This window comes from Chromobacterium amazonense (genome assembly GCF_001855565.1).
Lineage (GTDB): Bacteria > Pseudomonadota > Gammaproteobacteria > Burkholderiales > Chromobacteriaceae > Chromobacterium > Chromobacterium amazonense.
Window position 1 is genome coordinate 1 of sequence record NZ_MKCR01000031.1, and the last position, 23,952, is coordinate 23,952.

Sequence of the window (23,952 nt, forward strand, 5' to 3'; positions counted from 1 at the left end):
CGCAGCAGCCGGTGCTGACGGTGCAGACCGGCCAGACCACCGATGCGATGTACATGGGCTTCTACAGCGACACGCTGCCCACCAATAATGTGACCGACTACCTGGTGCGCGTGGTCAAACCCAAGTTGGACTCCATCGCGGGCGTGCAGACGGCGGAAATCCTGGGCGGCCGCCCATTCGCCCTTCGCGCCTGGCTCGATACGGCCAAAATGGCGGCGCATAACGTGACGGCGGCCGATGTCAGCGCCGCGTTGGCCAGCAACAACACGCTTGCCGGTCTGGGTTCGAGCAAGGGTCAGATGGTGACCATCCCGCTGACCGCCGCCACCGATCTGCATTCGGTGGAAGAGTTCAAGCAGTTGGCCGTCAAGCGCAACGGCGACGCCATCGTGCGCTTGCAGGACGTGGCCAATGTCACGCTGGGTTCGGACAATTACGACTTCAACGTCGCCTTCAGCGGCGTGCGCTCCGTGTTCATCGGCATCAAGGTGGCGCCGGAAGCCAACATCCTCGACGTGGCGGAGCGAGTGCGCAAGGCCTTCCCCGACGTGCAGAAGCAGCTGCCGACCGGACTGACCGGCCAGATCGTCTACGACTCCACCGAGTTCATCAACACCTCCATCCATGAGGTGGTGAAGACGCTGCTGGAAGCGCTGGTGATCGTGACCGTGGTGATCTTCCTGTTCTTAGGCAGCTTCCGAGCGGTGCTGGTCCCAGTGATCGCCATGCCGCTGTCGCTGATCGGCACCTTCTTCATCATGCTGATGCTGGGCTACTCCATCAACCTGCTGACGCTGCTGGCGCTGGTGCTGGCCATCGGCCTGGTGGTGGACGACGCCATCATCGTGGTGGAAAACGTGGACCGCCACATGCGCGACGGCATGTCGCCTTTCCAAGCCTCCATCGTGGCCGCGCGGGAGCTGGGCGGGCCGATTCTGGCGATGACCGTGGTGCTGGTGGCGGTGTACGTACCCATCGGCTTCCAAGGCGGCCTGACCGGCGCGCTGTTCACCGAGTTCGCCTTCACCCTGGCGGCGGCCGTGACCGTGTCCGGCGTGGTGGCGCTGACGCTGTCTCCGATGATGTGCTCGCGTTTCTTCAACACTGATATGGACAACAGCCCCTTCGTCCATGCCATCGACCGCACCTTCGAGCGCGTGCGCCATGCTTACCAGCGCATTCTGCACAGCCTCCTGGAAACCTGGCCGGTGCCGATCGTGATGGGCGTCATCCTGATCGCCCTGCTGGCCGTGATGTTCAAGATGTCCAAGTCAGAGCTGGCGCCGGAAGAAGACCAGGGCATCGTGATGTCGCAGGTAGTCGGCGCGCCTACCGCCACGTCCGACCAGATGCAAACCTACGCCAACCAGGTATTCCAGGTGGCCAAGGGAATGCCCGAATACGAGCAGATGTTCCAGATCACCGGCGTGCCCACCGTCAACGCCGGCATAGGCGGCGTGCTGTTCAAGGACTGGGGCGAACGCAAGCGCAACGCCCACGAAATCCAGCTTGACCTGCAGGCGCGCTGGAACAAGATCGCGGGCGCGCGGGTGGCGGCCTTCCAGTTCCCGCCGCTGCCGGGCGCTTCCGGCTTGCCGGTGCAGTTTGTGATCAACACCACCGAACCGTTCGAAAACCTCAACCAAGTCGCGCAGCAGGTGATGGACAAGGCGCGCGCCTCCGGCAAATTCTACTTCATCGACGGCGACCTCAAAATCGACAAGCCGCAAGCCACGGTGGAAGTGGACCGCGACAAGCTGACTGCGCTGGGCCTGACCCAGCAGGATGTGGGCAACGCGCTGTCCGCCGCGCTGGGCGGCGGCTACGTCAACTACTTCTCCATCGACGGCCGCTCCTACAAGGTGATTCCGCAAGTGCAGCAGGTGGACCGTCTCAACCCGTCGCAGCTGATGGACTACTACATCAAGACGCCCGCCAGCGGCGTCATTCCGGTCGGGACCGTGGCCAAGCTCAGTTACAGCGTGGTGCCGCAGTCCATCACCCGCTTCCAGCAGCTCAACTCGGTGACCATTTCCGGCGTGGCCGGGGTATCGCAAAACGAAGCGCTGCAATTCCTGCGCGACGAAGTGCAGAAAGCCGCGCCCTCCGGCTACAGCGTGGACTACGCCGGCCAGTCGCGCCAGTTCATGCAGGAGTCCGGCGGCTTCCTGGTGACCATGCTGTTCGCGGTGATCATCGTGTTCCTGGCGCTGTCGGCGCTGTTCGAGAGCTTCCGCGACCCGGTGGTGATCCTGGTGTCGGTGCCGCTGGCGCTGTTCGGCGCGATGATCTTCATCTTCCTGGGCTTCTCCTCGCTCAACATCTACACCGAAGTGGGCCTGGTGACGCTGATGGGCCTGATCAGCAAGCACGGCATTCTGATCGTGGAAGTGGCCAACGAGCTGCGCAAGACCGGGCTGTCCAAGCGCGAGGCCATCGAAGAGGCCGCGTCCATCCGGCTGCGCCCCATCCTGATGACCACCGCCGCCATGGTGTTCGGCGTGATCCCGCTGGTGATCGCCTCCGGCGCCGGCGCGGCGGGCCGCTACGCCATGGGCCTGGTGATCTTCACCGGCCTGTCCATCGGCACGCTGTTCACGCTGTTCGTGGTGCCGGCGATGTATATGTTCCTCGCCTCGCGCCGCGAGGCCGAAGAGGAGGCGTCCTCTGGCGAGCAAACGCAGACGGCTCACTGAGCGGCGCTTGCTGCGTTATGATTCGACAGGCGGCCATCCGGCCGCCTGTTTTGTTTACCCAAACAGGAATAGCTAACAATGTCTACCCGCTCTGAAAATGAAGGCATCACCGCCCTGCTCTTGGCCGGCGGCCAGGGCTCGCGCATGGGCGGCGTGGACAAGGGATGGCTGGAACTGGATGGCGTCGCGCTGGCGGAACGGGTCGCCGCGCGGCTGCGTCCGCAGGCCGACACGCTGTTGATCAGCGCCAACCGGAATCTGGAGCGTTACGCCGCGCTGGGCCGGGTGGTGACGGACGCGGCGGAGTTCGCCAACTGCGGCCCGCTGGCCGGGCTGGAAGCCGGCCTGGCCGCTTGCGAGACCACATGGCTGATCGCCGCGCCATGCGACCTACCCTTGCTGCCGGAAAACCTGGCGGCGCGCCTGCTGGCGCCGCTGCGCGATGGCCGCAGCCAGCTGGCGGTGGCGCGCAGCGGGGGGCAAGCACATCCGGTGTGCATGGCGCTATCGATCTCCCTCCTGCCCTCGCTGCGCGACTATCTGCGCGGCGGCGGCCGCAGGGTGCGCGAGTGGCAGGCGCGGGAGAACGCGCTGGCGGTGGATTTCGACGACGCGCCGCAGGCGTTCCGCAATCTCAATTCGCCGGAGGATCTGGCCAGGCTGGAAGAAGAATGGCGAAACCCCGCCTGATCCCCCATCAGACTCGGCGAGATCCCACGAATAACCACGTTAGCTATTGAAGGTTGCTGAATGGTGGCGCCGGGCTGCACTTTGCGATGCATCTAGGCGTTTCGACCGCCACATAGTCATTCCCTGCCCGGGCAAAAGCGCGATGAATCGGCACAAAGGTGGCCGACTCATCACATGTCAACCGTACCGATTCCCGACTTCCGCCGTGCCAAAAGCACCAGATCCGAGCTTGGGTGAGTGGCGTTAGATGGACTGGGAATGATATGAGACTCCAGCACCTCGAAACCGGCTGTCGAAACCATTTCGACGACCGCCTCTGGCGTTCTGTAGAAGTTGAAGACACGGTCACCTGCATGATTGGATTGCGCACCAGAAAACCCCGGGTCCCCCGTGATGGATGCCAGCAACAACACACCCTCATCAAGGAGTTTTTTGCGTGTCTGCTGCAAAGCGACAGCCGCATCCATATCGTCGAGGTAGCTAAGACCAAAAAAGAAAGCTGCGCCATCAAACCGCGCATCGATAGAGCCAAGATCCCGGCAATCCACTTCAGCGATCAAAGCCCCGGATACGCGCTTTGCCGCCTCGGACAACATCGCGGCAGAACGGTCCGCGCAAACGATCATCGCATCAGGACGACGACTGCGCACATAAGCTGCGACAAGGCCGGGACCGCAGGCGAGATCCAGAAACTTGATCGGTCCCCTGGGCAAGGCGCTCAACAACACATCGAAATAAGCATCATAGAGCCGCAAATCGCAGTATTTTTCAGCGTAGCGCGCCGCACCGCGATCAAACGTATCGACTGTTTCATCGTTGTAGTGCATGGATGGTGTCCCAAAATAAAGTTGCACAGTAGACTCAGCCTTGGAAAAAAAGCGCCCTGCGCTAGAATCACTTACCAAAGATAGAGCCTTGCCGCCAAATCCCTCCCATGAGCGCCCAGAACGGCCGGGGCCTGGAACCCTCTTATCGACCATTGCGGCAGAATCCGGCAAGCCAATCCAATCAAGCCAGTTTATCGTTCGCGGTGTACTCGACGAAACCGTTCTGCCGACAGAAGCTGGCCAGCGCCACGCCGGCCTGGCGCGCGATGTCCACCGCCAGCGCCGTGGGCGCGGAGATGGTGGCCAGCATGGGAATATTCATCCGCGCCGCCTTGCGCACCAGCTCGTAGCTGGCGCGGCTGGACATGAAGACAAAGCCATCGCTGGGCGAAAGATCTTGCAGCGCCAGATGGCCTATCAGCTTGTCCAGCGCATTATGGCGGCCCACATCCTCGAACACCGCCTTCACCTCGCCATCCAGGCCGCACCAAGCGGCCGCATGCGCGCAGCCGGTGAGCTGGTTCAAACGCTGCCGCGCCGGCAGCTCGGAAGCCGCGCGGGCAATGGTCGCGGCGTCGGCGACCAGCGGACGCGCCGTGATCCGATCAGGCGAGAGATCAAGCAGGCCCAGGCTCTCGATGCCGCACACGCCGCAGCCGGTGCGGCCGGCCAGCGAGCGCCGGCGTTCCTTCATCGCCAGAAAAGCCGGCTGGGCGATGTCCAGCCTGACCTCGGCGCCGCCGCAAACCCGCTCGGCCTCGACATCGAAAATTTCCGCCCGCCGCGACACAATGCCCTCGCTCAGGGCGAAGCCTACCGCCAGCTGCTCCAAGTCGCAGGGCGTCGCCATCATCACGGCGTGCGAGATGCCATTGAACACCAGCGCCACCGGCACCTCCTCCGCCACCCAATCCATGGCGGACTGCGCCGCGCCGTCGCGGTGACGCCTTACCTCCAGCCGGGCGGCCCCGGCCTGCTCGCTCATCCCTTCCACACGCCTCTCCCTCCCGCGCCTTGGCGACGGGAATACGCTAGACTACGCGTCGTTTACATTGATACTGATCCCCATGACCGCCGACGCCCCTTTGCAGGCAGAACAACTGGACCCGGCCATCGCCGCGCTGCTGGCGCAATTGTGGCGCGCCGAGCACGCCAGCGACGGCCCCTGGTCGCTGCCGCGGCTGTGCAAGCAATCCGGGTTGCGCATGAGCACCTTGCGCCGCAGCCTGACGCTGCTGAGCCAGCTGGAGCTCGCCGCCCTCCGCATCGACGATGCCGGCCATGGCGAGGCCAGCCTGACCGACGACGGAAAAACCTTGTGCCGCCAGCTATTCGCAGCGGCGGGCCACGACTGACATTATCCCCCTGGCTGCGCGGCGGAGCCAGCAGCTTGCGTGAGTCGCCGCCACCAAGCCATGTCATGGCGATAAAATCTTGACCCCAAGCCGCAGCTAGGAATTATCCTAGTAAGCTTAGCCACCGCGCCGCCCGCAGCCATGCCAGGCGGTACGCGTTTTACCGCACACCGCATCTGGAATACCCACCATGGAACACAAGCGCAAGGCACGCATCGCGCCCTACCCACAGCCGGCCGGCGGCCTGGATTCGCTGAAAAGCACCACCATCACGCTGCTGAAGGAAAAAGTGCCCGGCAGCCGCTACAAGACGCTGCTGCACCAAAACCAGCCGGACGGCTTCGACTGCCCGGGCTGCGCCTGGCCGGACCGGGAGCATACCTCCACCTTCGAGTTCTGCGAAAACGGCGTCAAGGCGGTGGCCGCCGAAGCCACCTCCAAGCGCATCGGCGCCGATTTCTTCGCGCGGCACACCGTCGCCGAGCTCTTGGAGCAGAGCGACTACGAGCTGGAGCAGCACGGCAGGCTGACCGAGCCGCTGGCCTACGACGCCGCCAGCGACCGCTACCTGCCCATCAGCTGGGACGACGCCTTCGCGCTGATCGCCCGCCATCTGAAGACGCTGGACGATCCCAATCGCGCCTCGTTCTATGTCTCCGGCCGCACCAGCAACGAAACCGCCTTCCTGTTCCAGCTGTTCGTGCGCCTGTACGGCACCAACAACTTCCCGGACTGCTCCAACCTGTGCCACGAATCGTCTAGCCGCGCGCTGCCGCAGACGGTGGGCGTGGGCAAGGCCACAGTGGTGCTGGACGACTTCGAACACGCCGACACCATCATGGTGTTCGGCCAGAACCCGGCCACCAACCACCCGCGCATGCTGAACGAACTGCGCGCCGCCGCCAAGCGCGGCGCGACCATCGTGTCGATCAACCCGCTGAAGGAAAAGGGGCTGGACCGCTTCGCCAGCCCGCAACATCCGATGGACCTGCTGAATGGCGGGGCCGAGATCAGCTCGCTGTTCATCCGCCCCACGCTGGGCGGCGACTTCGCGCTGATCAAGGGCGTGGCCAAGCGGGTGCTGGAACTGGACGACGCGGCCGTCGCCGCCGGCGAGCGGATTCTGGACATCGGCTTCCTGGCCGAGCACTGCAGCGGCTTCGACGCCTTCGCCGCCGACCTGCGCGCCGAGAGCTGGCCGGACCTGGCCGCCGCCTCCGGCGTGCCCTACCAGGATATCGACGCGCTGGCCCGGATGTACGCGAAAGGCAAGGCGGTGATCGCCACCTGGGGCATGGGCCTGACCCAGCACCGCGATTCGGTGGCGGCGATCCAGATGCTGTCCAATCTGATGATGCTGCGCGGCAACATCGGCCGCCGCGGCGCCGGCCTGTGTCCGGTGCGCGGCCACTCCAATGTGCAGGGCGACCGCACCATGGGCATCGAGGACAAGCCTAGCCAAGCTTTTCTGGACCGGCTGGCCCAGGTTTACGACTTCGAGCCGCCGCGCGGGCACGGCCTGGACGCGGTGGACACCATCAAGGCGATGCAGTACGGACGGGTCAAGGTCTTCGTCGGCCTGGGCGGCAATTTCGCGATGGCGACGCCGGACACGCCGCGCACCTTCGAAGCGCTGCGCAACTGCGATCTGACGGTGCAGATTTCCACCAAGCTGAACCGCAGCCACCTGATTCACGGCCGGGACGCGCTGATCCTGCCGACGCTGGGCCGCTCCGAGATCGATCTGCAGAAAACCGGCCCGCAGGGCGTGACGGTGGAGGACTCGATGTGCATGGTGCACTTGTCTTACGGCATCAACCCGCCGGCGTCCCGGCAGCTGCTGTCGGAAACCGCGATCACCGCGCGCATGGCGCATGCCACGCTGGGCAGCGGGAAAATCGACTGGCTGTCCTATGCGGACGATTACGCCAAAATCCGCGACGAGATCGCCAAGGCCGTCGCCGGCTTTGAAGATTTCAATGCCCGCGTGGCCAAGCCCGGCGGCTTCCACCTGACGCCGGCCTCGCGCGAGCGGCGCTGGCTCACGCCAAGCGGCAAGGCGCAGTTCATCGTCAACGCGCTGGAGAAGGACACCCCGATCGCCCGCGCCCGCGCGCTCCATGGCGACAAGCTGATGGTGCTGATGACCGCCCGCTCCCACGACCAGTACAACACCACCATCTACGCCCTGGACGACCGCTACCGCGGCGTCTACGGCCAGCGCCGGGTGCTGCTGATCAACCGCGACGACCTCGCGCGGCTGGGCTTCGCCGACGGAGAGCGCGTGGATATCTTCACGGTATGGCATGACGGCATCGAGCGCCGCGCCGACGGCTTCCTGCTGGTGGAGTACGACATCCCGCGCGGCTGTCTGGGCGCCTACTTCCCGGAAACCAATCCGCTGATTCCGCTGGACAGCGTGGCCGACATCTCCAACACGCCGACGTCCAAATCGGTGCCGGTGCTGCTGCGCCGCTCGGCGGCGAGCTGAACGGACGACACGGCAGCCAAGAAGGGCCGTCGGCGGGATCAACTCAGCCGGCGGTCCATTTCCTCGACCGGCATCGGCTTGCCGTAATAAAACCCTTGCATGATCCGCACCCCATGCCTGGCCAGGGCATGAGCCTGCTCGGCCGACTCCACCCCCTCCGCCACCAGGCTCAGCCCCATCGCCTGCGCCATCCGGACGATGGCCGCCACGATGGCGCCGCTGCTGCTATCGCTGAGCATGTCGCGCACGAAGCTCTGGTCTATCTTCAACACATCGATGGGAAAAGACTTCAGATAAGACAGGCTGGAGTAACCGGTGCCGAAATCGTCGATGGCGATGGAAACGCCCAGGCTTTTGAGTTCGGACAGCATCGCCATCGTCAGCTCGACATCGCGCGCCAGCACGCTTTCAGTCAGCTCCAGCTGCAGGCGGTCCGGCGCCATGCCGGTTTCCGTCAGCGTCGCCCGCAATTGTTCGCAGAACCCCGCCGCGGCGATCTGCATGGCGGAGACATTGACCGCGACGTGCAGATCGCAGCCGGCGTCATGCCAACGCTTGCCGTCCAGGCAAGCCTGGCGCAATACCAGCTGTCCCAGCGGCAGGATCAGGCCGGTTTTTTCCGCCAGCGGAATGAACTCCGCCGGCGCCAGGATAGCGCCATCCTCCTTGCGCCAGCGCATCAGCGCCTCCACGCCGACAGTGCTGAGGTCCTCCACATCCACCTTGGGCTGGTAGTAGACCAAAAAGCTCTCTTGCTCCGCGCCCACCCGGAAGTGCCGCTCCAGGGCCTGCCGCGTCAACAACGCCTCTTCTATCTCGCCGGAGAAAAAGCTGCAATGATTGCGCCCCTGCTGCTTGGCGTGATACAGCGCGGCGTCGGCATGACGGTACAGCTCATCGGCATCGCGGCTGTCATCGGGATACAGGCTGACTCCCACGCTGGCGGACAGATCGTAGCGCGACTCGCCCAGCTGGAACGGTTCGGCGACAAGCCGCCTCAATTTTTCCGACAGCATGCCGGCCTGCTCAATGCTGCCCAGCCCCGGCATCAAAATGATGAATTCGTCTCCCCCTTGGCGGCTAACCGTATCGCCAGGCCGCAATCCCTGCTGCAGACGCAAGGCCACCAACTGCAACAATTGATCGCCCACCGCATGCCCCATCGAGTCGTTGATCAGTTGGAAATGGTCCAGGTCCAGCATCAGCAAACCCAAACGCTCGCCGCTTTGCTCCGCCTGCTGCAAGGCCTGCAGCAGCCTATCCTGCAGCAGGATGCGGTTGGGCAGATTGGTCAACGCGTCATGGTAGGCCAGATGCGTCATCCGCACGGCCATCGCACGCGCCTCGCTGACATCATGGAATACCACGACGGCGCCGCCCGGCCTGCCGGCATGGTCCATGACCGGCGCGGCGCGGCCCACGACCGCGAGCAGTCCGCCGTCTCGCTGCTGCAGTTCGCAGTCCAGCGCCATGCCAACGGTTCGCCTCTCCGCCAAGGCCAGATGCGTCGGGCTGGGCAGGGCTCGCCCCTGGCTGTTGCGCAGCAGGAGGATCTTATCGACAGGCTGGTTCAGCGCGTCGTCAAACTGCCACCCGGTCAGGCTCTCGGCGATGGGGTTCAGGAAGGTCACGCGGCCATCGTCGTCGGTGGCGATCACCGCGTCGGCCAAGGCATTGAGCGTGACGCGGGCGCGCTCCTTCTCGTCAAACAAGGCATGCTGGGTCCGCTTATCGTCGGTCACGTCGGAAATCGACATCATCAGCACATTCTCTGCGCGACGGATCAGGGCGACTCTGCCATACCAGGCCTCGCCGTCCGGCCGTGAAAAACGCGATTCGAACAAGGCGTCGCTGCCGGCCAGCGCTTGCCGCAGCGAGTCTGCCATTGCCCGGTAATTGTCTGCGCCAAGCGCGTCGCGCGCGTGCAAACCGACCATGTCCGCCGCCGGCAGCCCAAACCAGCAGCCTTCCGCGTCATTGCAGGAAATATTGCGCAAGTCGGCGTTCCAGTAAGCGATGAACACCGGAAAATAACGCCGCATATCGGACATGTCCTGCGCCGCCCTCTCCAGCAGCCGCGCCTTGCGCCGCAGGGTCAAGTGCGTCTGGATGCGAGCGCGGGTCTCCTGCACGCTCAAAGGCTGGCGCAGGAAGTCCGCGCCGTCCATGCCCAAGGCTTGCAATTGCTCGTCGTCCGCATCTTTGCCCGTGATGCAGATGATCGGCACATCCCGCAATGGCGGCATGGCCTTTAGCGCATGGTAAACGGCGCCGCCATCCATGCCAGGCACGGCGATGTCCAGCAAGATCAAATCCGGCTTCAGGATTCCGGCCATGCCGAGCGCCGCCCGCTCGCCCGAAGCATGATGCACTTCGGCCTGCCCGCGCAGCGCCTCGGCCACCACGCGCGCATTGCTCGGCGAGTCGTCGATAATCAGAATCCGCTCCGGCTCCCGCAGCCGCTCATTGAACATTCGCCCTCCCTGCACCAACCTAGAAGCCCGGCAGACAACAGGCAAAGAAACCCGGCCCTCGCCCGCCATACCCGGAAACTACATTCAGGAATAGCTGGCCGCCGACGCCATAGGCAAGCCCACTCGCAAAACTGCGTATTGCCTGCCTTGCGGCTAAGCGGCGGCGTCCCATGCCCTGCATGGCACAAGCGCATGCGCCTGGCCGTCAATGCCGACGATCAGACCGTGCCGGCGGTGGCGGGCAGTCTCCATCGCCATGCTCCCGTCCGCGCCGCGCGATGGGCGGCAATGCCGCGTAGACGACCACATTCTTCCTGCGGGGGGACTGAGACAATGGGCGGTTATGAATCGGACGGCCGCAATTCATGCGGGGCATACAAAAACGGCTGCGCGAACGAACGTGAAACGCAAAAGCCCCGATGAAATCGGGGCTTTTTATTTGGCGGAGAGGGGGGGATTCGAACCCCCGTTAGGGTATTACCCTAAACACGCTTTCCAGGCGTGCGACTTAAACCACTCATCCACCTCTCCGGAGGTGTCTTGCTGAATTGTCGGAACCGCTACGCGGTTCGATATTGAATTCTGGCGGAGAGGGGGGGATTCGAACCCCCGTTAGGGTATTACCCTAAACACGCTTTCCAGGCGTGCGACTTAAACCACTCATCCACCTCTCCAGAACCCTGCGCTGAAGCGCCTTCGGCGTTTCGGCCACAGAGGCTGCGCAGTATATAAGCCCTATTCTTCTTGCGCAAGTGTTTTATAAGCGGAATGCGCAAATAACTGGTCCACATAATCGGTCACGCCGGCACGCTCGCGCGCCAGCCAGCCGGCGATGGCTTCTCTAAAGCGCGGATCGGCAATGTAATGGGCGGACACCGTGCGCGCCGGCTCGAAACCGCGCGCCAGCTTGTGCTCGCCCTGCGCGCCGCCTTCGAAACATTGCAGTCCTTTAGCAATGGCATATTCCAGGCCCTGGTAATAACACAGCTCGAAGTGCAGGCAAGACACCTCCTCCAGCGCGCCCCAATAACGCCCATACAACACCGCGCCATCGCGTATGCACAGGCTGGCAGCGATATCGACGCCATCGCGGCGGGCGATGAACATCACGCAATGGCTGGCCAGCCGCTCGCCTATTCGCCGGAAGAAGTCCAGATTCAGATACGGCGCCGAGCGATGCTCAAGATAGGTCTGGCGATAACAGCGATAAAACAAGCGCCAGTCTTCATCGGAGATCTGCCCCGCATCCAATGCGCGCACCTGCACGCCGGCGTCCGCCACCTTGCGCCGCTCCTGGCGTATCTTCTTGCGCTTATCCCGGCTCAAGCTGGCGAGAAAAGCCTCAAAATCGGCATAGCCCTGGTTGTTCCAATGGAACTGCACGCCGTCGCGCAGCAGCCAGCCCGCGGCGGCCAGCCATTCCGCCTCTTCCTGCGTCGGAAACAATACGTGCGCCGACGACAGGCGGTTGTCGTCCGCCACCTGCTGCAGCCCGGCGATCAGCCGTCTCGAATCATCTCCGCGCCCCAGCAGCCGGCTGCCAGTGACGGGGCTGAATGGCGAAGACACCACCAGCTTGGGGTAATAATCCAGCCCGGCGCGGGCATAGGCTTCGGCCCAAGCCCAGTCGAACACGTACTCGCCGCGGTTATGCTGTTTCAGATAGGCCGGCGCCAGCGCCTCAGCCCTGCCATCGCGCTCCAGCGCCAGCGGCAAGGGCTGCCAGCCGGTGGCGCCGCCGACGCAGCCGGTTTCCTCCAGCGCGGCCAGCCACTCGCGGCCGACAAACACGCCGCCGCCCTCCCCTGCCGGCCAGGCCGGCTGCGGCACGGCGCTCACGCCGTCATACAGTTGCAGACGCAATGCTTTTCCTTTCGAGGCCGCTGTCTTCAGGTAAAATGTGCCAATCAAGAAACATCGGTGTTCTCTCAAGATGCGTATCGCACTCGCCCAGTTCAACCCCGTGGTCGGCGACATCGCCGGCAATGCCCAGAAAATCGTCGATCTCGCGCAGCGAGCCATGGTCCAGGGCGCCGACATCCTGCTGACGCCGGAGCTGGCGCTGACCGGCTACAGTCCGGAAGACCTGCTGCTGCGCGACAGCTTCTACCGCGAAGTAGCCAAGGGCCTGGACATCATCGAGCAGCTGGACGGCATCACCGTCATCGTCGGCCATCCGGCGAAAATCGGCAACGAGCGCTTCAACGCCGCCACCGCGCTGCGCGACGGCAACCGTCTGGGCCAGTATCACAAGATGCTGTTGCCCAACTATGAAGTGTTCGACGAATGCCGCTACTTCACCCCCGGCGCCGCGCCGCTGGTCTTCGAACAGAACGGCGTCAAAGTCGGGGTGCTGATCTGCGAGGACGCCTGGCAACTGGAGCCGGCGGCAGAAGCGACCGACGCCGGCGCCGAGTTGCTGCTGAGCCTGAACGCCTCGCCGTTCCACCGCGACAAGGTTGAAACCCGGCACGAGGTGATGCGTTACCGCGTGGAGGAAACCGGCCTGCCGCTGGCCTATGTCAATCTCGTCGGTGGCCAGGACGAGCTGGTGTTCGACGGCGCCTCGTTCGCCGTCAACAAGGCAGGCGAGGTCGTCGCCCAGGCCGCCGCCTACGACGACGAACTGCTGCTAGTGGACTACGCCGACGGCGATTTCCAGGCCGGCCGCCAAGCCGCCCTGCCCGGCCCGCTGGAAAGCGTCTACCGCACCCTGGTGGTCGGCGTGCGCGACTACATCGTCAAAAACGGCTTCCCCGGCGCGCTCTTGGGCCTGTCCGGCGGCATAGACTCCGCGCTGACCCTGGCGGTGGCGGTCGATGCGCTGGGCGCGGACAAGGTGCACGCGGTGATGATGCCGTCGCGCTACACCGCGGACATTTCCGTGACCGACAGCCGCGACATGATAGGCCGGCTGGGCGTGAAGTACGACGAGATCGAAATCTGGCCGATGTACGAAAGCTTCATGGCCGCGCTGGCGCCGTCGTTCGCCGGCCTGGAGATGGACACCACCGAGGAGAACCTGCAGGCACGCATCCGCGGCACGCTGCTGATGGCCTTGTCCAACAAGAGCGGCAAGCTGGTGCTGACCACCGGCAACAAATCCGAGATGACCACCGGCTACTGCACCCTGTACGGCGACATGGCCGGCGGCTTCGCGGTGCTGAAAGACGTGGCCAAGACCTTGGTGTTCGAGTTGTGCCGCTGGCGCAATACCGTGTCCGACGTGATTCCGGCACGCATCATCACCCGCCCGCCCTCGGCCGAGCTGCGCCCGGATCAAAAAGACCAGGACAGCCTCCCGCCGTATGAAATACTGGACGCCATCATGGCGCGTTACGTCGAGGACAACCAGTCGGCCGCCGACATCATCGCCGCCGGCTACGCCGAGGCCGACGTCAAGCGCGTGGTGCGCTTGCTCAAAATCAACGAGTACAAGCGTCGCCAGGCGCCGGTGGGTCCGCGCGTCACCCAGCGCGGCTTCGGCAAGGACTGGCGCTACCCGATCACCAATCGGTTCAGCTGATCCGGCGCGGGCGGCCATGGCTGCATGCGACATTCCGCAAGCTATTCCGCCCGCAACGCGCCGAACCGCCGCCAACGCCGGCAGTCATAGCATTTTGACCGCAGCCAGGCTGCCCTGAGGAATCCATCCGATGAAACCGTCTTTTCCCCTGCTGAGCGCCGCCGCGCTGGCCTGCAGCCTGGCCGCGCCCGCCCACGCCTCCGCCATCGGCCAACTGAAGGCCTTCGTCGCCGGCAGCAAAACGCTGAGCGCGGACTTCACCCAGATTGTCAGCAACAAGAACAAACGCGAAGAAGCCATCGGCCGGCTGGAAATCGCCCGCCCCGGCAAATTCCGCTGGGAATACACCAAGCCGTATGCCCAATTGATCGTCGGCGACGGCAAAACGCTGTGGATCTACGACCCGGACCTGGCCCAAGTGACGCGCAAGGCGCAGGGTGCGGCGCTGGGTTCCAGCCCGGCCGCCTTGCTGGCCGGCAGCAATGAAATCGAGCGCAGCTACAAGCTGAACGAAGCCGGCAAACAGGGCGACCTGGAATGGCTGGCCGCCAGCCCCAAGAAGCAGGACAACACCTTCAGCGCCATCCGCATGGGCTTCCGCAACAATATGCTGGTGGAAATGGAACTGACGGACAGCTTCGGCAACGACACCCGCATCCGCTTCAGCCAACCGCAGCAGAACGTCAATCTGCCGGTCAGCCGCTTCGCCTTCACGCCGCCCAAAGGGGCGGATGTGGTCAATGGCGACTGATCGCGGCTGACTCAAGACCCCCGCGCAGCCTAGCCGCAAACCATTGCGGCGCGCGGGCATGGCGCGGGACGCGCCAACGCATTCGCAGGGCCGCCATCGCCGCATTGCAATCCCCCCTCCCGTCCGCTACAAAAATGAAGTATCTGGCGCGAGGATGCGCAAGCCGGGATAGGGAAAATGAAAAATGGCGAGACCGGCATAAGGTCATTAGCAGGCCGCCTGGTGCTGGCCACGCTGTTATTCTGCCTAGCCTTCACCTTCGCCACCGTCATCGTCAAAACCTGGCTCATCTGGAATAGCCACGTCCAGGCCATGCAGAATCAGCTTAACCTGATCAATGGCATCTACCAGCAGACGCTGAACAAGGCCATCTGGGATCTGGACCGCGCTGCCATAGAAGAACATCTGCGCAGCAGCTTTCAAGTGCCGGCAGTCGGCAGCGTCACCATCAAACTGATCAATCTGAACAGCGAATCCAAGAATTACTACGAAGCGGAATCCTTCAGCCTTTCCAAGCCAGGATGGCAAAACACATCCTGGACACCAAAAATCTTTTCCCAGCTGAAACACCACGACCGCACCGCCGGCACCACGGAAACCATAGGCAGCCTGGAAATTGAAGGCGACAGCCGCATCCTCATCGCCGAGTTGAAAAGCGAAGTCGCCAATATCATCAGCACCCAGGCAATCTATTCATTGTTGCTGGCCGGATTTCTGATGCTGATCGTCAATCGCTACATCACCACGCATATCCGCAAGATTGCGCTGCACCTGGATCGATTCTCGCCGGAAACCCTGAACCAACCGCTCCGCCTGGAGCGGCGGGGAACCTATCAGGATGAGCTGGACAAGCTGGTGAATGGCATCAACGCCATGCAGCAGAATCTTTCCGAATACCTGGAACATAAAAACCAATACGAGGAAGAGCTGCCCACCCACCGCGACCACCCGAGCGAGGCGAACATGGCCCTGGCAAGCTCGGCCGAAACCCTGCGGCAGCTGGGCGACATCGGCAAGGCGCTGACTGCCAGCCTGGACAGCAAGGCCATATGCGTCGCCCTGTACCAGCATTTGCGCGAGCTGATTCCGATTGACGGCTTCGCAGTCGCGCTGCTGAAATCCGACGCCAATGCCCTGGAGCTGATTTACTGCATCGACGACGGCCAGGAAAAGCCATCCGCGCTGCTGCCGCTGGAGCAGACCGACTCCCCTCTCGTCAATGCCTTCTTGGCGATGGAAGAGGTCCAGCTGCTGGACGAACACCGCATCGCCCAGCTGGGTGCGGCGAGCTGCGACACGATCAGATCAACCATGCGGCAGGGCGTCATCCATCAGCTGACCGCCGGCCGCAACTGCATCGGCATCGCCATGGCGCTGAGCCATGCATCAGACGCATTCCAGCAGCGCGAACTGGAAATCTTCCGCTCCATCGCCGCCTATGCCGCCATCGCGTTCACCAATTCGATTTCCTACGACATGAGCAAGACACCACGCCAGCATGCAGACAAAACCTTGCAAGACCTGCGGCGCGAGCAGGACAACTGATCCAGCCCGAAAAAATGGCACCGCAAGGACAACTGGCCGCCGGCGTCGCCCACGAAATCGACACCCCTACCGGCGCGATCCCAGCCGCGACAATATTCAAGATGCGCTGGAGCTGGCGCTCTCCGCCTGCCTGCCATCCTGATACGACTGGACGCCAGCCCCCCCCCCTGGCCGGGCGGCCTCAAAACCCGCCAAACCCCGGAGCGAAGGCACCGACCTCGGTTTGGGCATCGTCAAAAAAACATTGAACGGCACAGAGGGAAAATAGAATTTTCCAGCGGGCTTGGCATCGGAACCGCCCTCCAGCTTTTCTTGCGCTCTCGGCAGGAGGGCAGATGAAGAAAGGCATCATCTTGTGCGGGGACGACAAGCCCAGCGCACTCATCGCCCCGCGGGCAAACTGAGGAAAAATTATCCGAGCCATCTGATGGGAATCGCCGAAAGCGAAGCGAAGAGGCTGGATATTCTGAATCTCAACGAGCTTCCGCCGAAGGCGGTTGATTCCACCGATCGTCATTTCCGATTTCATCATGCCCGGCATGCATGAAAGGCGACCAGCCGCGCCCCGGCCCTGGCGCCCCGGCTCAGGACACGCCACGGCGCTCGTACACCGCCTGCGCCAGCGTGCCCAGATCGACGTACTCCAGCTCGCCGCCCACCGGCATGCCGCGGGCGATGCGGGTGACCGCCAGGCCGCGATCCTTGAACAGCTCGCTCAGCATATGGGCGGTAACCTCGCCCTCGGCGGTGAAATTGGTGGCGATCACCACCTCGCTCACCTGCCCGTCCAAAGCGCGCGGCAGCAGCTTGTCCAGGTTCAAGTCCTTGGGGCCGATATTGTCCAGCGGCGAAATCCGCCCCATCAGCACGAAATACAGGCCTTCGAAACACTTGGCCTGTTCCAGCATCATCAAGTCCGCCGGCATCTCCACGATGCACAGCTGATCCTGCCGTCGCGCCTCGTCGGCGCAGATCGAACACAGTTCGGTCTCGCTGAACGTATTGCAGCGCTGGCAATGGGTCAGCTGGGTCAACGCCTTGTCCAGCGCGCGCGCCAGCTTGTCGGCGCCCTTCTTGTCGCGTTGCAGCAAATGAAACGCCATGCGCTGCGCGGTTTTCGGCCCCACACCCGGCAATACCTTCAAAGCGGCGATCAATTGTTCCAGCGCGGGTGGATTTTTCATCCCAAAACCTCATACACCACGAAATCGTACGGATAAGAAATAACCGAATTTCCACCACGAAATCCACGAAACCACACGAAACACAACAGCCGCCGACCTTCTGATCGACGGCTGCTCACGGTTGCCCAGCCAGTCAGGTTCGTGTTTCTCGTGGATTTCGTGGCTGAAATGGTTTCAGCTTACTCAAGCGCTTGCGCGCCCCACATATTACCGAAGGCACCGCCAGCGCCGGCACTGCGCGCCGAACAAAAAGGCCCGTCGCCGGGCCTGGAATCAGAACGGGAGCTTCATCCCGGCCGGCAGATTCAGGCCGCTGGTGAAGCCGGACATGCGTTCCTGGGTGGTGGCTTCCACCTTGCGCACGGCGTCGTTGACCGCGGCGGCGATCAGGTCTTCCAGCATGTCCTTGTCTTCCTTGGCGTCTTCCAGCACGCTGTCGTCGATGGCGACGCGCTTGACGTCGTGGGAGCAGGTCATCACCACCTTCACCATGCCGGCGCCGGCTTGGCCTTCCACTTCCACCTTGGCCAGCTCTTCCTGGGCCTTTTTCATGTTTTCCTGCATTTGCTGGGCCTGTTTCATCAGGCCGGCGATTCCAGCTTTACCGAACATTGCGGTCACTCCTGTACGGGTTGAATGGTCTCGATGAGCAGCGTGGCGCCGAATTCGCGCACCATTTGCTGCACCACCGGATCGTTTTGCATGCATTCGCGGGCGACGGCCAGCTGCTCCTGCCGCAGCCTGGCATCGGTCATGGCCGGGGTTTCCATCCCCAGCTCCTCCACCGTCACCGCGAGGTCCACCGGATGGCCGAAGCGATCGGCCAGCGCGGCTTTCAATTTATCCTGGTAATCGCGTCCGCTCATGTGGCGGAAGCTCTCCGGCACCGCCAGCTCCAGTCGGCTCTGACTCCAGCGCTTCAGCACCGCATTATGCGCCAGCATGCGCGCCGCGCCGAGCTTGGCACCCAAATCGGCCACCAGCCGCTGCCAGTCGCCGTCGAAACTGTAGCCGGCCGCTTCGTCCTCCAGCGGCGGCAATTGGGCATAATCCGGCAGGCCATCATCGTCGGCCTGCCATGGCGCATCGACGATTTCCTCGTCGTCGCGCTCATCCGCCTCGTCCTGCGGCTCAGGCGGAACGGCGGCTGGCGGCAGCGGCCGGGCTTCGATCTTGGCTTGGGCAGCCGGCGCTGCCGCTACCGGCTGTGGCGCAGGCTCGGGCTCCGGCTCGACAGCCGGGACAGCGGGTTCGCTCGGCTCCTGCCGCGGCGCCGGCTTGGCCGGACTGCCGAGACCGGCAGCCTGCAAGGCGCGGGCGGCGGGCGAAACCCCGCGCGCGACCGGCACCGAAGCGCTGGCGGTCACGGAGGCGGCGGCCGCTGCCGGACGCGATGCGGGCTGCGGCGCAGCCGCCCGCGCGGGCGCCGCGCTTTCGGCCGGCGCGCGGGCCGGATGGAAGGCCAGCATGCGCAGCAGCGTCATATTGAAGCCGGCGTGCTCGTCCGGCGCCAAGGCCAGGTCTTTGCGGCCATGGATGGCGATCTGATAGTACAACTGGACGTCCTGCGGCGCGATGGCGTCCGCCAGCGCGAAAATCGCCTCCCGCTCCGGCTCGTCGTCGGCCAGCGCCGCCGGCACCGTCTGCGCCAGCGCCAGTTGCTGCAACAATACGGCCAGTTCGGACAAGGCGGCGTCAAAGCTGATGCCGCGCTCGGCCAGCCTGTCGGCCTCGGCCATCAGCGCCGAGCCGTCGGCGCCGGCCAGCGCCTGCAGCAGGCTGAACAGGTAGCGGCGGTCCACCGCGCCCAGCATGGCGCGCACGCCGTCTTCCCTGACTTCGCCCAAGCCATAGGCGATGGCCTGGTCCAGCAGCGATTGCGCGTCGCGCATGGAGCCGGACGCCGCGCGGCCCAGCAAGGCCAAGGCCGGCGCCTCGTACGGAATGCCTTCGACTTCCAGCATATGCGCCAAATGCGTCGACACCTGCTGCGGCGTCATATTGCGCAGGGAGAATTGCAGGCAGCGGCTCAATACCGTGACCGGGACTTTCTGCGGATCGGTGGTGGCCAGGATGAATTTGACGTGGCCAGGCGGCTCCTCCAGCGTCTTCAACATCGCGTTGAAGGCGCTTTTCGACAGCATGTGCACTTCGTCGATGATGTAGACCTTGAAGCGGCCCATGGTCGGCGCGTACTGGGCGTTTTCCAGCACTTCGCGGATATTGTCGATGCCGGTATTGGACGCGGCGTCGATTTCCAGCAGGTCGACAAAGCGGCCGGCGTCGATCTGGCGGCAGGCCTGGCACTCGCCGCAAGGCTCAGCGGTGGTGCCGGTTTCGCAGTTCAGGCTTTTGGCCAGGATGCGGGCGATGGTGGTCTTGCCTACGCCTCGGGTGCCGGTCAGCAGATAGGCGTGGTGCAGCCGCTGCTCTTTGAGGGCGTTGGACAGGGCGCGCACCACGTGCTCCTGGCCGACCAGATCGGCGAAGCGTTTGGGGCGCCACTTGCGGGCAAGGACTTGATAGCTCATGGGGGCGGATTTTAATGGCAATTGCCGCGCAAGGCGACAGGTTTCGCCGGCGCGGCCGCGGCGGGCGGCGCCGGCGGAAGAGATAGCCGCGGCGGCTTACATACCGGCCGAGGCCGGCTCCTGCCGCCGCGCCAGCTCGGCGAAGTAACGCTGGCGCAGCTGGCTGGCGATTTCCTGCACCGCCTTGGCATACAGCGTGCTGCGGTTGTAGCGGGTGATCGCGTAGAAATTGTTCAGGCCCAGCCAGTATTCGGTGACGCCCGGCGCCGACTCCAGCGAGAACAGCACGGCCGGGACGTCGTCGGCCAGCGGCGCCTGCGGCGCCACGCCCATCTTGCGCAGATCGCCCACCGCGTAGTGCAGATTGAATTTGTCGGCCAGCAACTGATCGATCTGCGGACCGGCCACCACGCTGGCCGGCACCACCACGTCGTCGCCGGGCTTCCAGCCGTGCAGCTGGAAGTAGTTGGCCACGCTGCCGATGGCGTCGTGCGGATTGTTCCAGATGTCGCGGTGGCCGCTGCCGTCGAAGTCCACCGCCCACTTGCGGTAGCTGGACGGCATGAACTGCGGCAGGCCCATCGCGCCGGCGTAGGAACCCTTTAGCGTCAGCGGATCCTTGCCCTCTTCCTTGGCCAGCAGCAGGAACTGGGTCAGTTCGCCGCGGAAGTACGCGGCGCGGCGCGGGTAATCGAAACCGATGGTGGACAGCGAATCCACCAGCCGGAAGCTGCCGGTGTTGCGGCCGTAATGGGTTTCCACCCCGAGGATGGCGACGATCACCTCCGGCGCCACGCCGTATTGGCGCTCGGCGCGCGCCAGCGCGTCGGCATTGGCCTGCCAGAAGGCCACGCCGTCGGCGATCAGCCTCTCGTTGACGGTGGTGGCGCGGAATTGGTACCACGGCCGCGAGGTGGACGGCTTGTCCAGAATGCGGATGATATTCGGCTTCAGTTCCACATTGGCGAACACCGCCTCCAGCTCAGGGCGATTGAACTGGCCGCTGGCTACTTGCTCGTCGATGTAGCGCTGCACATCGGGGCGGGCGAGGAAGTCCGCGTCGGCGAAAGCCGGGACGGCGGAAAACGCCAGCGCGGCCAGGGCAACCGCGGCGGCCAGTTTCTGCATGGTTTTCATGGTGTATTTGTTTTCCAGTTGGATATCCCTAATTCCGGGCGCAGGCGGCAAGCTCACTCGCGGAACGACAGCGCGTTGCTGACCAGCCGAGCGGTGATGTCGACGATAGGAATGACGCGCTCGTAAGCCATGCGGGTGGGGCCGACCACGCCCAGCGTGCCGACCACCTGGCCGTTGATGCAATACGGCGCGGTCACCACCGAGCATTCGTCCAGCGTTACTACGCCAGACTCTTCGCCGATGAAAATGTTCACCCCGCTCGCCTCCCGGCCCTGCGCCAACAGCTTCAGCAACTCGGTCTTGCGTTCGAACACGCCGAACAGCTCCCGCAGCCGCGACAGGTCGTCGGACAGGTCATGCACCTGCAGCAGGCGCGAGCCGCCGGCCACCACCACGTCCTCGCTGCTCTGGTTCAGCGTTTGCTGGCCCAGTTTCACCGCGGCGGACATCAATTCGGCGATATCGCCCTGCAGCTGCTTGAGCTCGCTTTCCACCCGCTGCGCGACGGCGCTCAGCCCTTGGCCGGCGTAATGCTGGTTGATGAAATTGCCGGCCTCGATCAGCTCGCTCGGCGTGTAGTCGCGCTCGGTCACCAGCAGATGGTTCTGCACGTCGCCGTCCAGCGTCACCAGTATCATCAGCACCCGCCGTTCGGACAGGCGCAGAAATTCGATCTGGCGGAAGGCGACATCGCTGCGCTGCGGCGTCAGCACCACGCCGGCGAAGCTGGTCAGCTCGGACAGCAAGGACGACGCCGCCTGCACGATGCGCTGCGGGCTGTCCGGCTGCAGATTGTGCTCCAGCTCCTGCAACGACACCTGGTCCAACGGACGGATGGTCAGCAGGCGATCCACAAACAGCCGGTAGCCGCGCGCGGTGGGCACCCGGCCGGCGGAAGTATGCGGCGAGGCGATCAGGCCCATGCCTTCCAGATCGGCCAGCACATTGCGCACCGTGGCCGAAGACAGTTCCACGCCGGGCAGCAGCGACAGGGCCTTGGAGGCCACCGGCTGACCGTCGGCGATGTAGCGCTCGATCAGCGCTTTCAGCAGATGTTGGGCGCGTTCGTTCATCATGTCTCCCATTGTACACATCCTGAACCGCGCCAAAAGGGGGCGGCGCGCGGGTTTACGACTATGGCACGCGCCGGATGGCCGGCAAGCTGCTGTTAGCCCTCTGGTTTTCTGCGATAATCGCCCCATTATTGGTCCGACCTACCCCATTTGGAGACAGCATGGCATCCGAAGACAAGAGCAAGGCGCTGGCCGCGGCCCTGGCCCAGATTGAAAAGCAGTTCGGCAAGGGCTCGATCATGCGCATGAGCGACAACCAGATCAACGAAAACCTGCAGGTGGTCTCCACCGGTTCGCTGAGCCTGGACCTGGCGCTGGGCGTCGGCGGCCTGCCGCGCGGCCGCGTGGTGGAAATCTACGGACCGGAATCGTCCGGCAAAACCACCCTGTGTCTGCAAGTCGTGGCCGAGGCGCAAAAGCTGGGCGGCACCTGCGCCTACATCGACGCGGAAAACGCGCTGGACCCGATTTACGCGCAGAAGCTGGGCGTAAACGTGGAAGACCTGCTGATCTCGCAGCCGGACACCGGCGAACAGGCCCTGGAAATCTGCGACATGCTGGTGCGTTCCAGCGGCGTGGACGTGATCGTGGTGGACTCGGTGGCCGCGCTGGTGCCCAAGGCTGAAATCGAAGGCGAAATGGGCGACAGCCACGTCGGCCTGCAAGCCCGCCTGATGAGCCAGGCGCTGCGCAAGCTGACCGGCAACATCAAGCGCACCAACACCCTGGTGATCTTCATCAACCAGATCCGCATGAAGATCGGCGTGATGTTCGGCAACCCGGAAACCACCACCGGCGGCAACGCGCTGAAGTTCTACGCCTCCGTGCGCCTGGACATCCGCCGCACCGGCGGCATCAAGAAGGGCGAGGAAGTGATCGGCAACGACACCCGCGTCAAAGTGGTGAAGAACAAGGTCTCGCCGCCGTTCCGCCAGGCTGATTTCGAAATCCTGTACGGCGAAGGCATTTCGCGCGCCGGCGAGATCATCGAGCTGGGCGTCAAGCACGGTTTCATCGACAAGTCCGGCGCCTGGTACGCCTACAACGGCCAGAAGATCGGCCAGGGCAAGGACAATACCCGCGAGTGGCTGAAGGCCAATCCGGCCATCGCCGAAGAAATCGAGCGCAAGATCCGCGAAGCGGTGGGCGTGAAGGTGGAAATCACCGAAGGCCAGGCCGACGAAGAAGAATTCGTCGACGACGCCCTCGACGCCTGATGGCGGCGGAAGGCAAAAGCCTGAAGGCGCGGGCCGCCGATCTGCTGTCGCGCCGGGAATATTCCCGGCGCGAACTGGTCAGGCGGCTCGCGCCTTTTGCCGAAAGCATGGAACAGCTGGAAGCCGTGCTGGACGAGCTGGCGGCCGCCAACTGGCAGTCGGACAGCCGTTTCGCCCAGCAATTCGCCGCCAGCAAGGGCGGCAAGTTCGGCAGCCGCCGGCTGTCGCAGGAGATGCGCCAACGCGGCGTGGACGATGACACCATACGCCAGGCCCTGGCCGGCCAGGACGATCTGGCCAGCGCGCGCGAACAGTGGCGCAAGAAATTCGGCCGCCCGCCGGCCGACGCCGCGGAAAAAGCCAAGCAGTACCGTTTTCTGGCGCAACGCGGCTTCCCGACGGATGTGATCCGCCAGGTCATCGCCGGCGCCGGCGACGACTTCTACGAGGACTGA

At 64.0% G+C, this 23,952-nt stretch carries 19 protein-coding genes and 2 tRNA genes; 9 read left to right on the forward strand and 12 right to left on the reverse strand.

The window, feature by feature from the left end; translation table 11 throughout:
• Together BI343_RS13815 and mobA are read left to right on the forward strand one after the other, a co-directional pair.
• A partial coding sequence (locus tag BI343_RS13815) for an efflux RND transporter permease subunit (RefSeq protein ID WP_071110120.1) occupies positions 1 to 2,696 on the forward strand: 2,696 nt, incomplete at its 5' end.
• 78 nt (positions 2,697 to 2,774) lie between these two features.
• On the forward strand, positions 2,775 to 3,386 hold the full coding sequence (gene mobA, locus BI343_RS13820) for a molybdenum cofactor guanylyltransferase MobA (RefSeq protein WP_071110121.1): 612 nt from the start codon (positions 2,775 to 2,777) through the stop codon (positions 3,384 to 3,386).
• A gap of 170 nt (positions 3,387 to 3,556) precedes the next feature.
• Here the strand turns inward: mobA and BI343_RS13825 are convergent, their stop codons facing one another.
• Both BI343_RS13825 and fdhD read right to left on the reverse strand, forming a co-directional pair.
• Entirely contained in the window at positions 3,557 to 4,213 is a 657-nt protein-coding gene (locus BI343_RS13825; protein WP_071110122.1) for a class I SAM-dependent DNA methyltransferase, read from the reverse strand.
• 181 nt (positions 4,214 to 4,394) lie between these two features.
• On the reverse strand, positions 4,395 to 5,198 hold the full coding sequence (gene fdhD / locus BI343_RS13830) for a formate dehydrogenase accessory sulfurtransferase FdhD (protein WP_071110123.1): 804 nt from the start codon (positions 5,196 to 5,198) through the stop codon (positions 4,395 to 4,397).
• A gap of 82 nt (positions 5,199 to 5,280) precedes the next feature.
• Between fdhD and BI343_RS13835 the strand changes: the two genes are divergently transcribed.
• Both BI343_RS13835 and BI343_RS13840 read left to right on the forward strand, forming a co-directional pair.
• Positions 5,281 to 5,568: a hypothetical protein gene (locus BI343_RS13835; RefSeq protein ID WP_071110124.1), complete on the forward strand. Its 288-nt coding sequence runs from the start codon at positions 5,281 to 5,283 to the stop codon at positions 5,566 to 5,568.
• A 190-nt stretch (positions 5,569 to 5,758) separates the two neighbouring features.
• Positions 5,759 to 8,059 (forward strand): FdhF/YdeP family oxidoreductase, encoded by a 2,301-nt coding sequence (locus BI343_RS13840; RefSeq protein ID WP_071110125.1) that lies wholly within the window; start codon positions 5,759 to 5,761, stop codon positions 8,057 to 8,059.
• A gap of 38 nt (positions 8,060 to 8,097) precedes the next feature.
• Here BI343_RS13840 and BI343_RS13845 read toward each other — a convergent pair whose 3' ends face one another.
• The 4 genes from BI343_RS13845 to BI343_RS13860 form a co-directional block, all read right to left on the reverse strand.
• Entirely contained in the window at positions 8,098 to 10,533 is a 2,436-nt protein-coding gene (locus BI343_RS13845; RefSeq protein WP_071110126.1) for a two-component system response regulator, read from the reverse strand.
• 440 nt (positions 10,534 to 10,973) lie between these two features.
• A tRNA-Ser gene (locus tag BI343_RS13850) sits at positions 10,974 to 11,064 on the reverse strand.
• A gap of 52 nt (positions 11,065 to 11,116) precedes the next feature.
• A tRNA-Ser gene (locus BI343_RS13855) sits at positions 11,117 to 11,207 on the reverse strand.
• Between the two features lie 61 nt (positions 11,208 to 11,268).
• Complete coding sequence (locus BI343_RS13860; RefSeq protein WP_071110127.1) at positions 11,269 to 12,396, reverse strand: GNAT family N-acetyltransferase; 1,128 nt, start codon at positions 12,394 to 12,396, stop codon at positions 11,269 to 11,271.
• Positions 12,397 to 12,466: 70 nt separating this feature from the next.
• Between BI343_RS13860 and BI343_RS13865 the strand changes: the two genes are divergently transcribed.
• The 3 genes from BI343_RS13865 (at position 12,467) to BI343_RS13875 (ending at position 16,355) form a co-directional block, all read left to right on the forward strand.
• Positions 12,467 to 14,059, forward strand: a complete 1,593-nt coding sequence (locus BI343_RS13865; protein WP_071110128.1) for an NAD+ synthase — start codon at positions 12,467 to 12,469, stop codon at positions 14,057 to 14,059.
• Positions 14,060 to 14,189: 130 nt separating this feature from the next.
• The gene (lolA, locus tag BI343_RS13870; RefSeq protein ID WP_071110129.1) at positions 14,190 to 14,810 is read left to right on the forward strand and encodes an outer membrane lipoprotein periplasmic chaperone LolA; all 621 of its coding nucleotides are present in this window, start codon (positions 14,190 to 14,192) and stop codon (positions 14,808 to 14,810) included.
• A gap of 177 nt (positions 14,811 to 14,987) precedes the next feature.
• Positions 14,988 to 16,355, forward strand: coding sequence for a HAMP domain-containing protein (locus BI343_RS13875; protein WP_071110130.1), 1,368 nt, complete (start codon positions 14,988 to 14,990; stop codon positions 16,353 to 16,355).
• Between the two features lie 181 nt (positions 16,356 to 16,536).
• On the opposite strand, the gene BI343_RS13880 is transcribed toward BI343_RS13875, so the two are convergent.
• The 6 genes from BI343_RS13880 to hrcA form a co-directional block, all read right to left on the reverse strand.
• The gene (locus BI343_RS13880; RefSeq protein ID WP_139165742.1) at positions 16,537 to 16,887 is read right to left on the reverse strand and encodes a hypothetical protein; all 351 of its coding nucleotides are present in this window, start codon (positions 16,885 to 16,887) and stop codon (positions 16,537 to 16,539) included.
• Between the two features lie 52 nt (positions 16,888 to 16,939).
• Entirely contained in the window at positions 16,940 to 17,539 is a 600-nt protein-coding gene (recR, locus tag BI343_RS13885; protein WP_071110132.1) for a recombination mediator RecR, read from the reverse strand.
• A gap of 273 nt (positions 17,540 to 17,812) precedes the next feature.
• Positions 17,813 to 18,151 (reverse strand): YbaB/EbfC family nucleoid-associated protein, encoded by a 339-nt coding sequence (locus BI343_RS13890; protein ID WP_071110133.1) that lies wholly within the window; start codon positions 18,149 to 18,151, stop codon positions 17,813 to 17,815.
• Between the two features lie 5 nt (positions 18,152 to 18,156).
• Complete coding sequence (gene dnaX / locus BI343_RS13895; protein WP_071110134.1) at positions 18,157 to 20,070, reverse strand: DNA polymerase III subunit gamma/tau; 1,914 nt, start codon at positions 20,068 to 20,070, stop codon at positions 18,157 to 18,159.
• A gap of 96 nt (positions 20,071 to 20,166) precedes the next feature.
• Positions 20,167 to 21,207, reverse strand: coding sequence for a lytic murein transglycosylase B (mltB, locus tag BI343_RS13900; RefSeq protein WP_071110135.1), 1,041 nt, complete (start codon positions 21,205 to 21,207; stop codon positions 20,167 to 20,169).
• A gap of 53 nt (positions 21,208 to 21,260) precedes the next feature.
• Positions 21,261 to 22,280, reverse strand: a complete 1,020-nt coding sequence (hrcA, locus tag BI343_RS13905; RefSeq protein WP_244886661.1) for a heat-inducible transcriptional repressor HrcA — start codon at positions 22,278 to 22,280, stop codon at positions 21,261 to 21,263.
• Between the two features lie 161 nt (positions 22,281 to 22,441).
• Here hrcA and recA point away from each other — a divergent pair, with 161 nt between their 5' ends.
• Together recA and recX are read left to right on the forward strand one after the other, a co-directional pair.
• Positions 22,442 to 23,497, forward strand: coding sequence for a recombinase RecA (gene recA / locus BI343_RS13910; protein WP_071110136.1), 1,056 nt, complete (start codon positions 22,442 to 22,444; stop codon positions 23,495 to 23,497).
• A complete protein-coding gene (recX, locus tag BI343_RS13915) occupies positions 23,497 to 23,952 on the forward strand; it encodes a recombination regulator RecX (RefSeq protein ID WP_071110137.1) in 456 nt (151 codons plus the stop codon). The genes recA and recX overlap by 1 nt, the downstream gene beginning before the upstream one ends.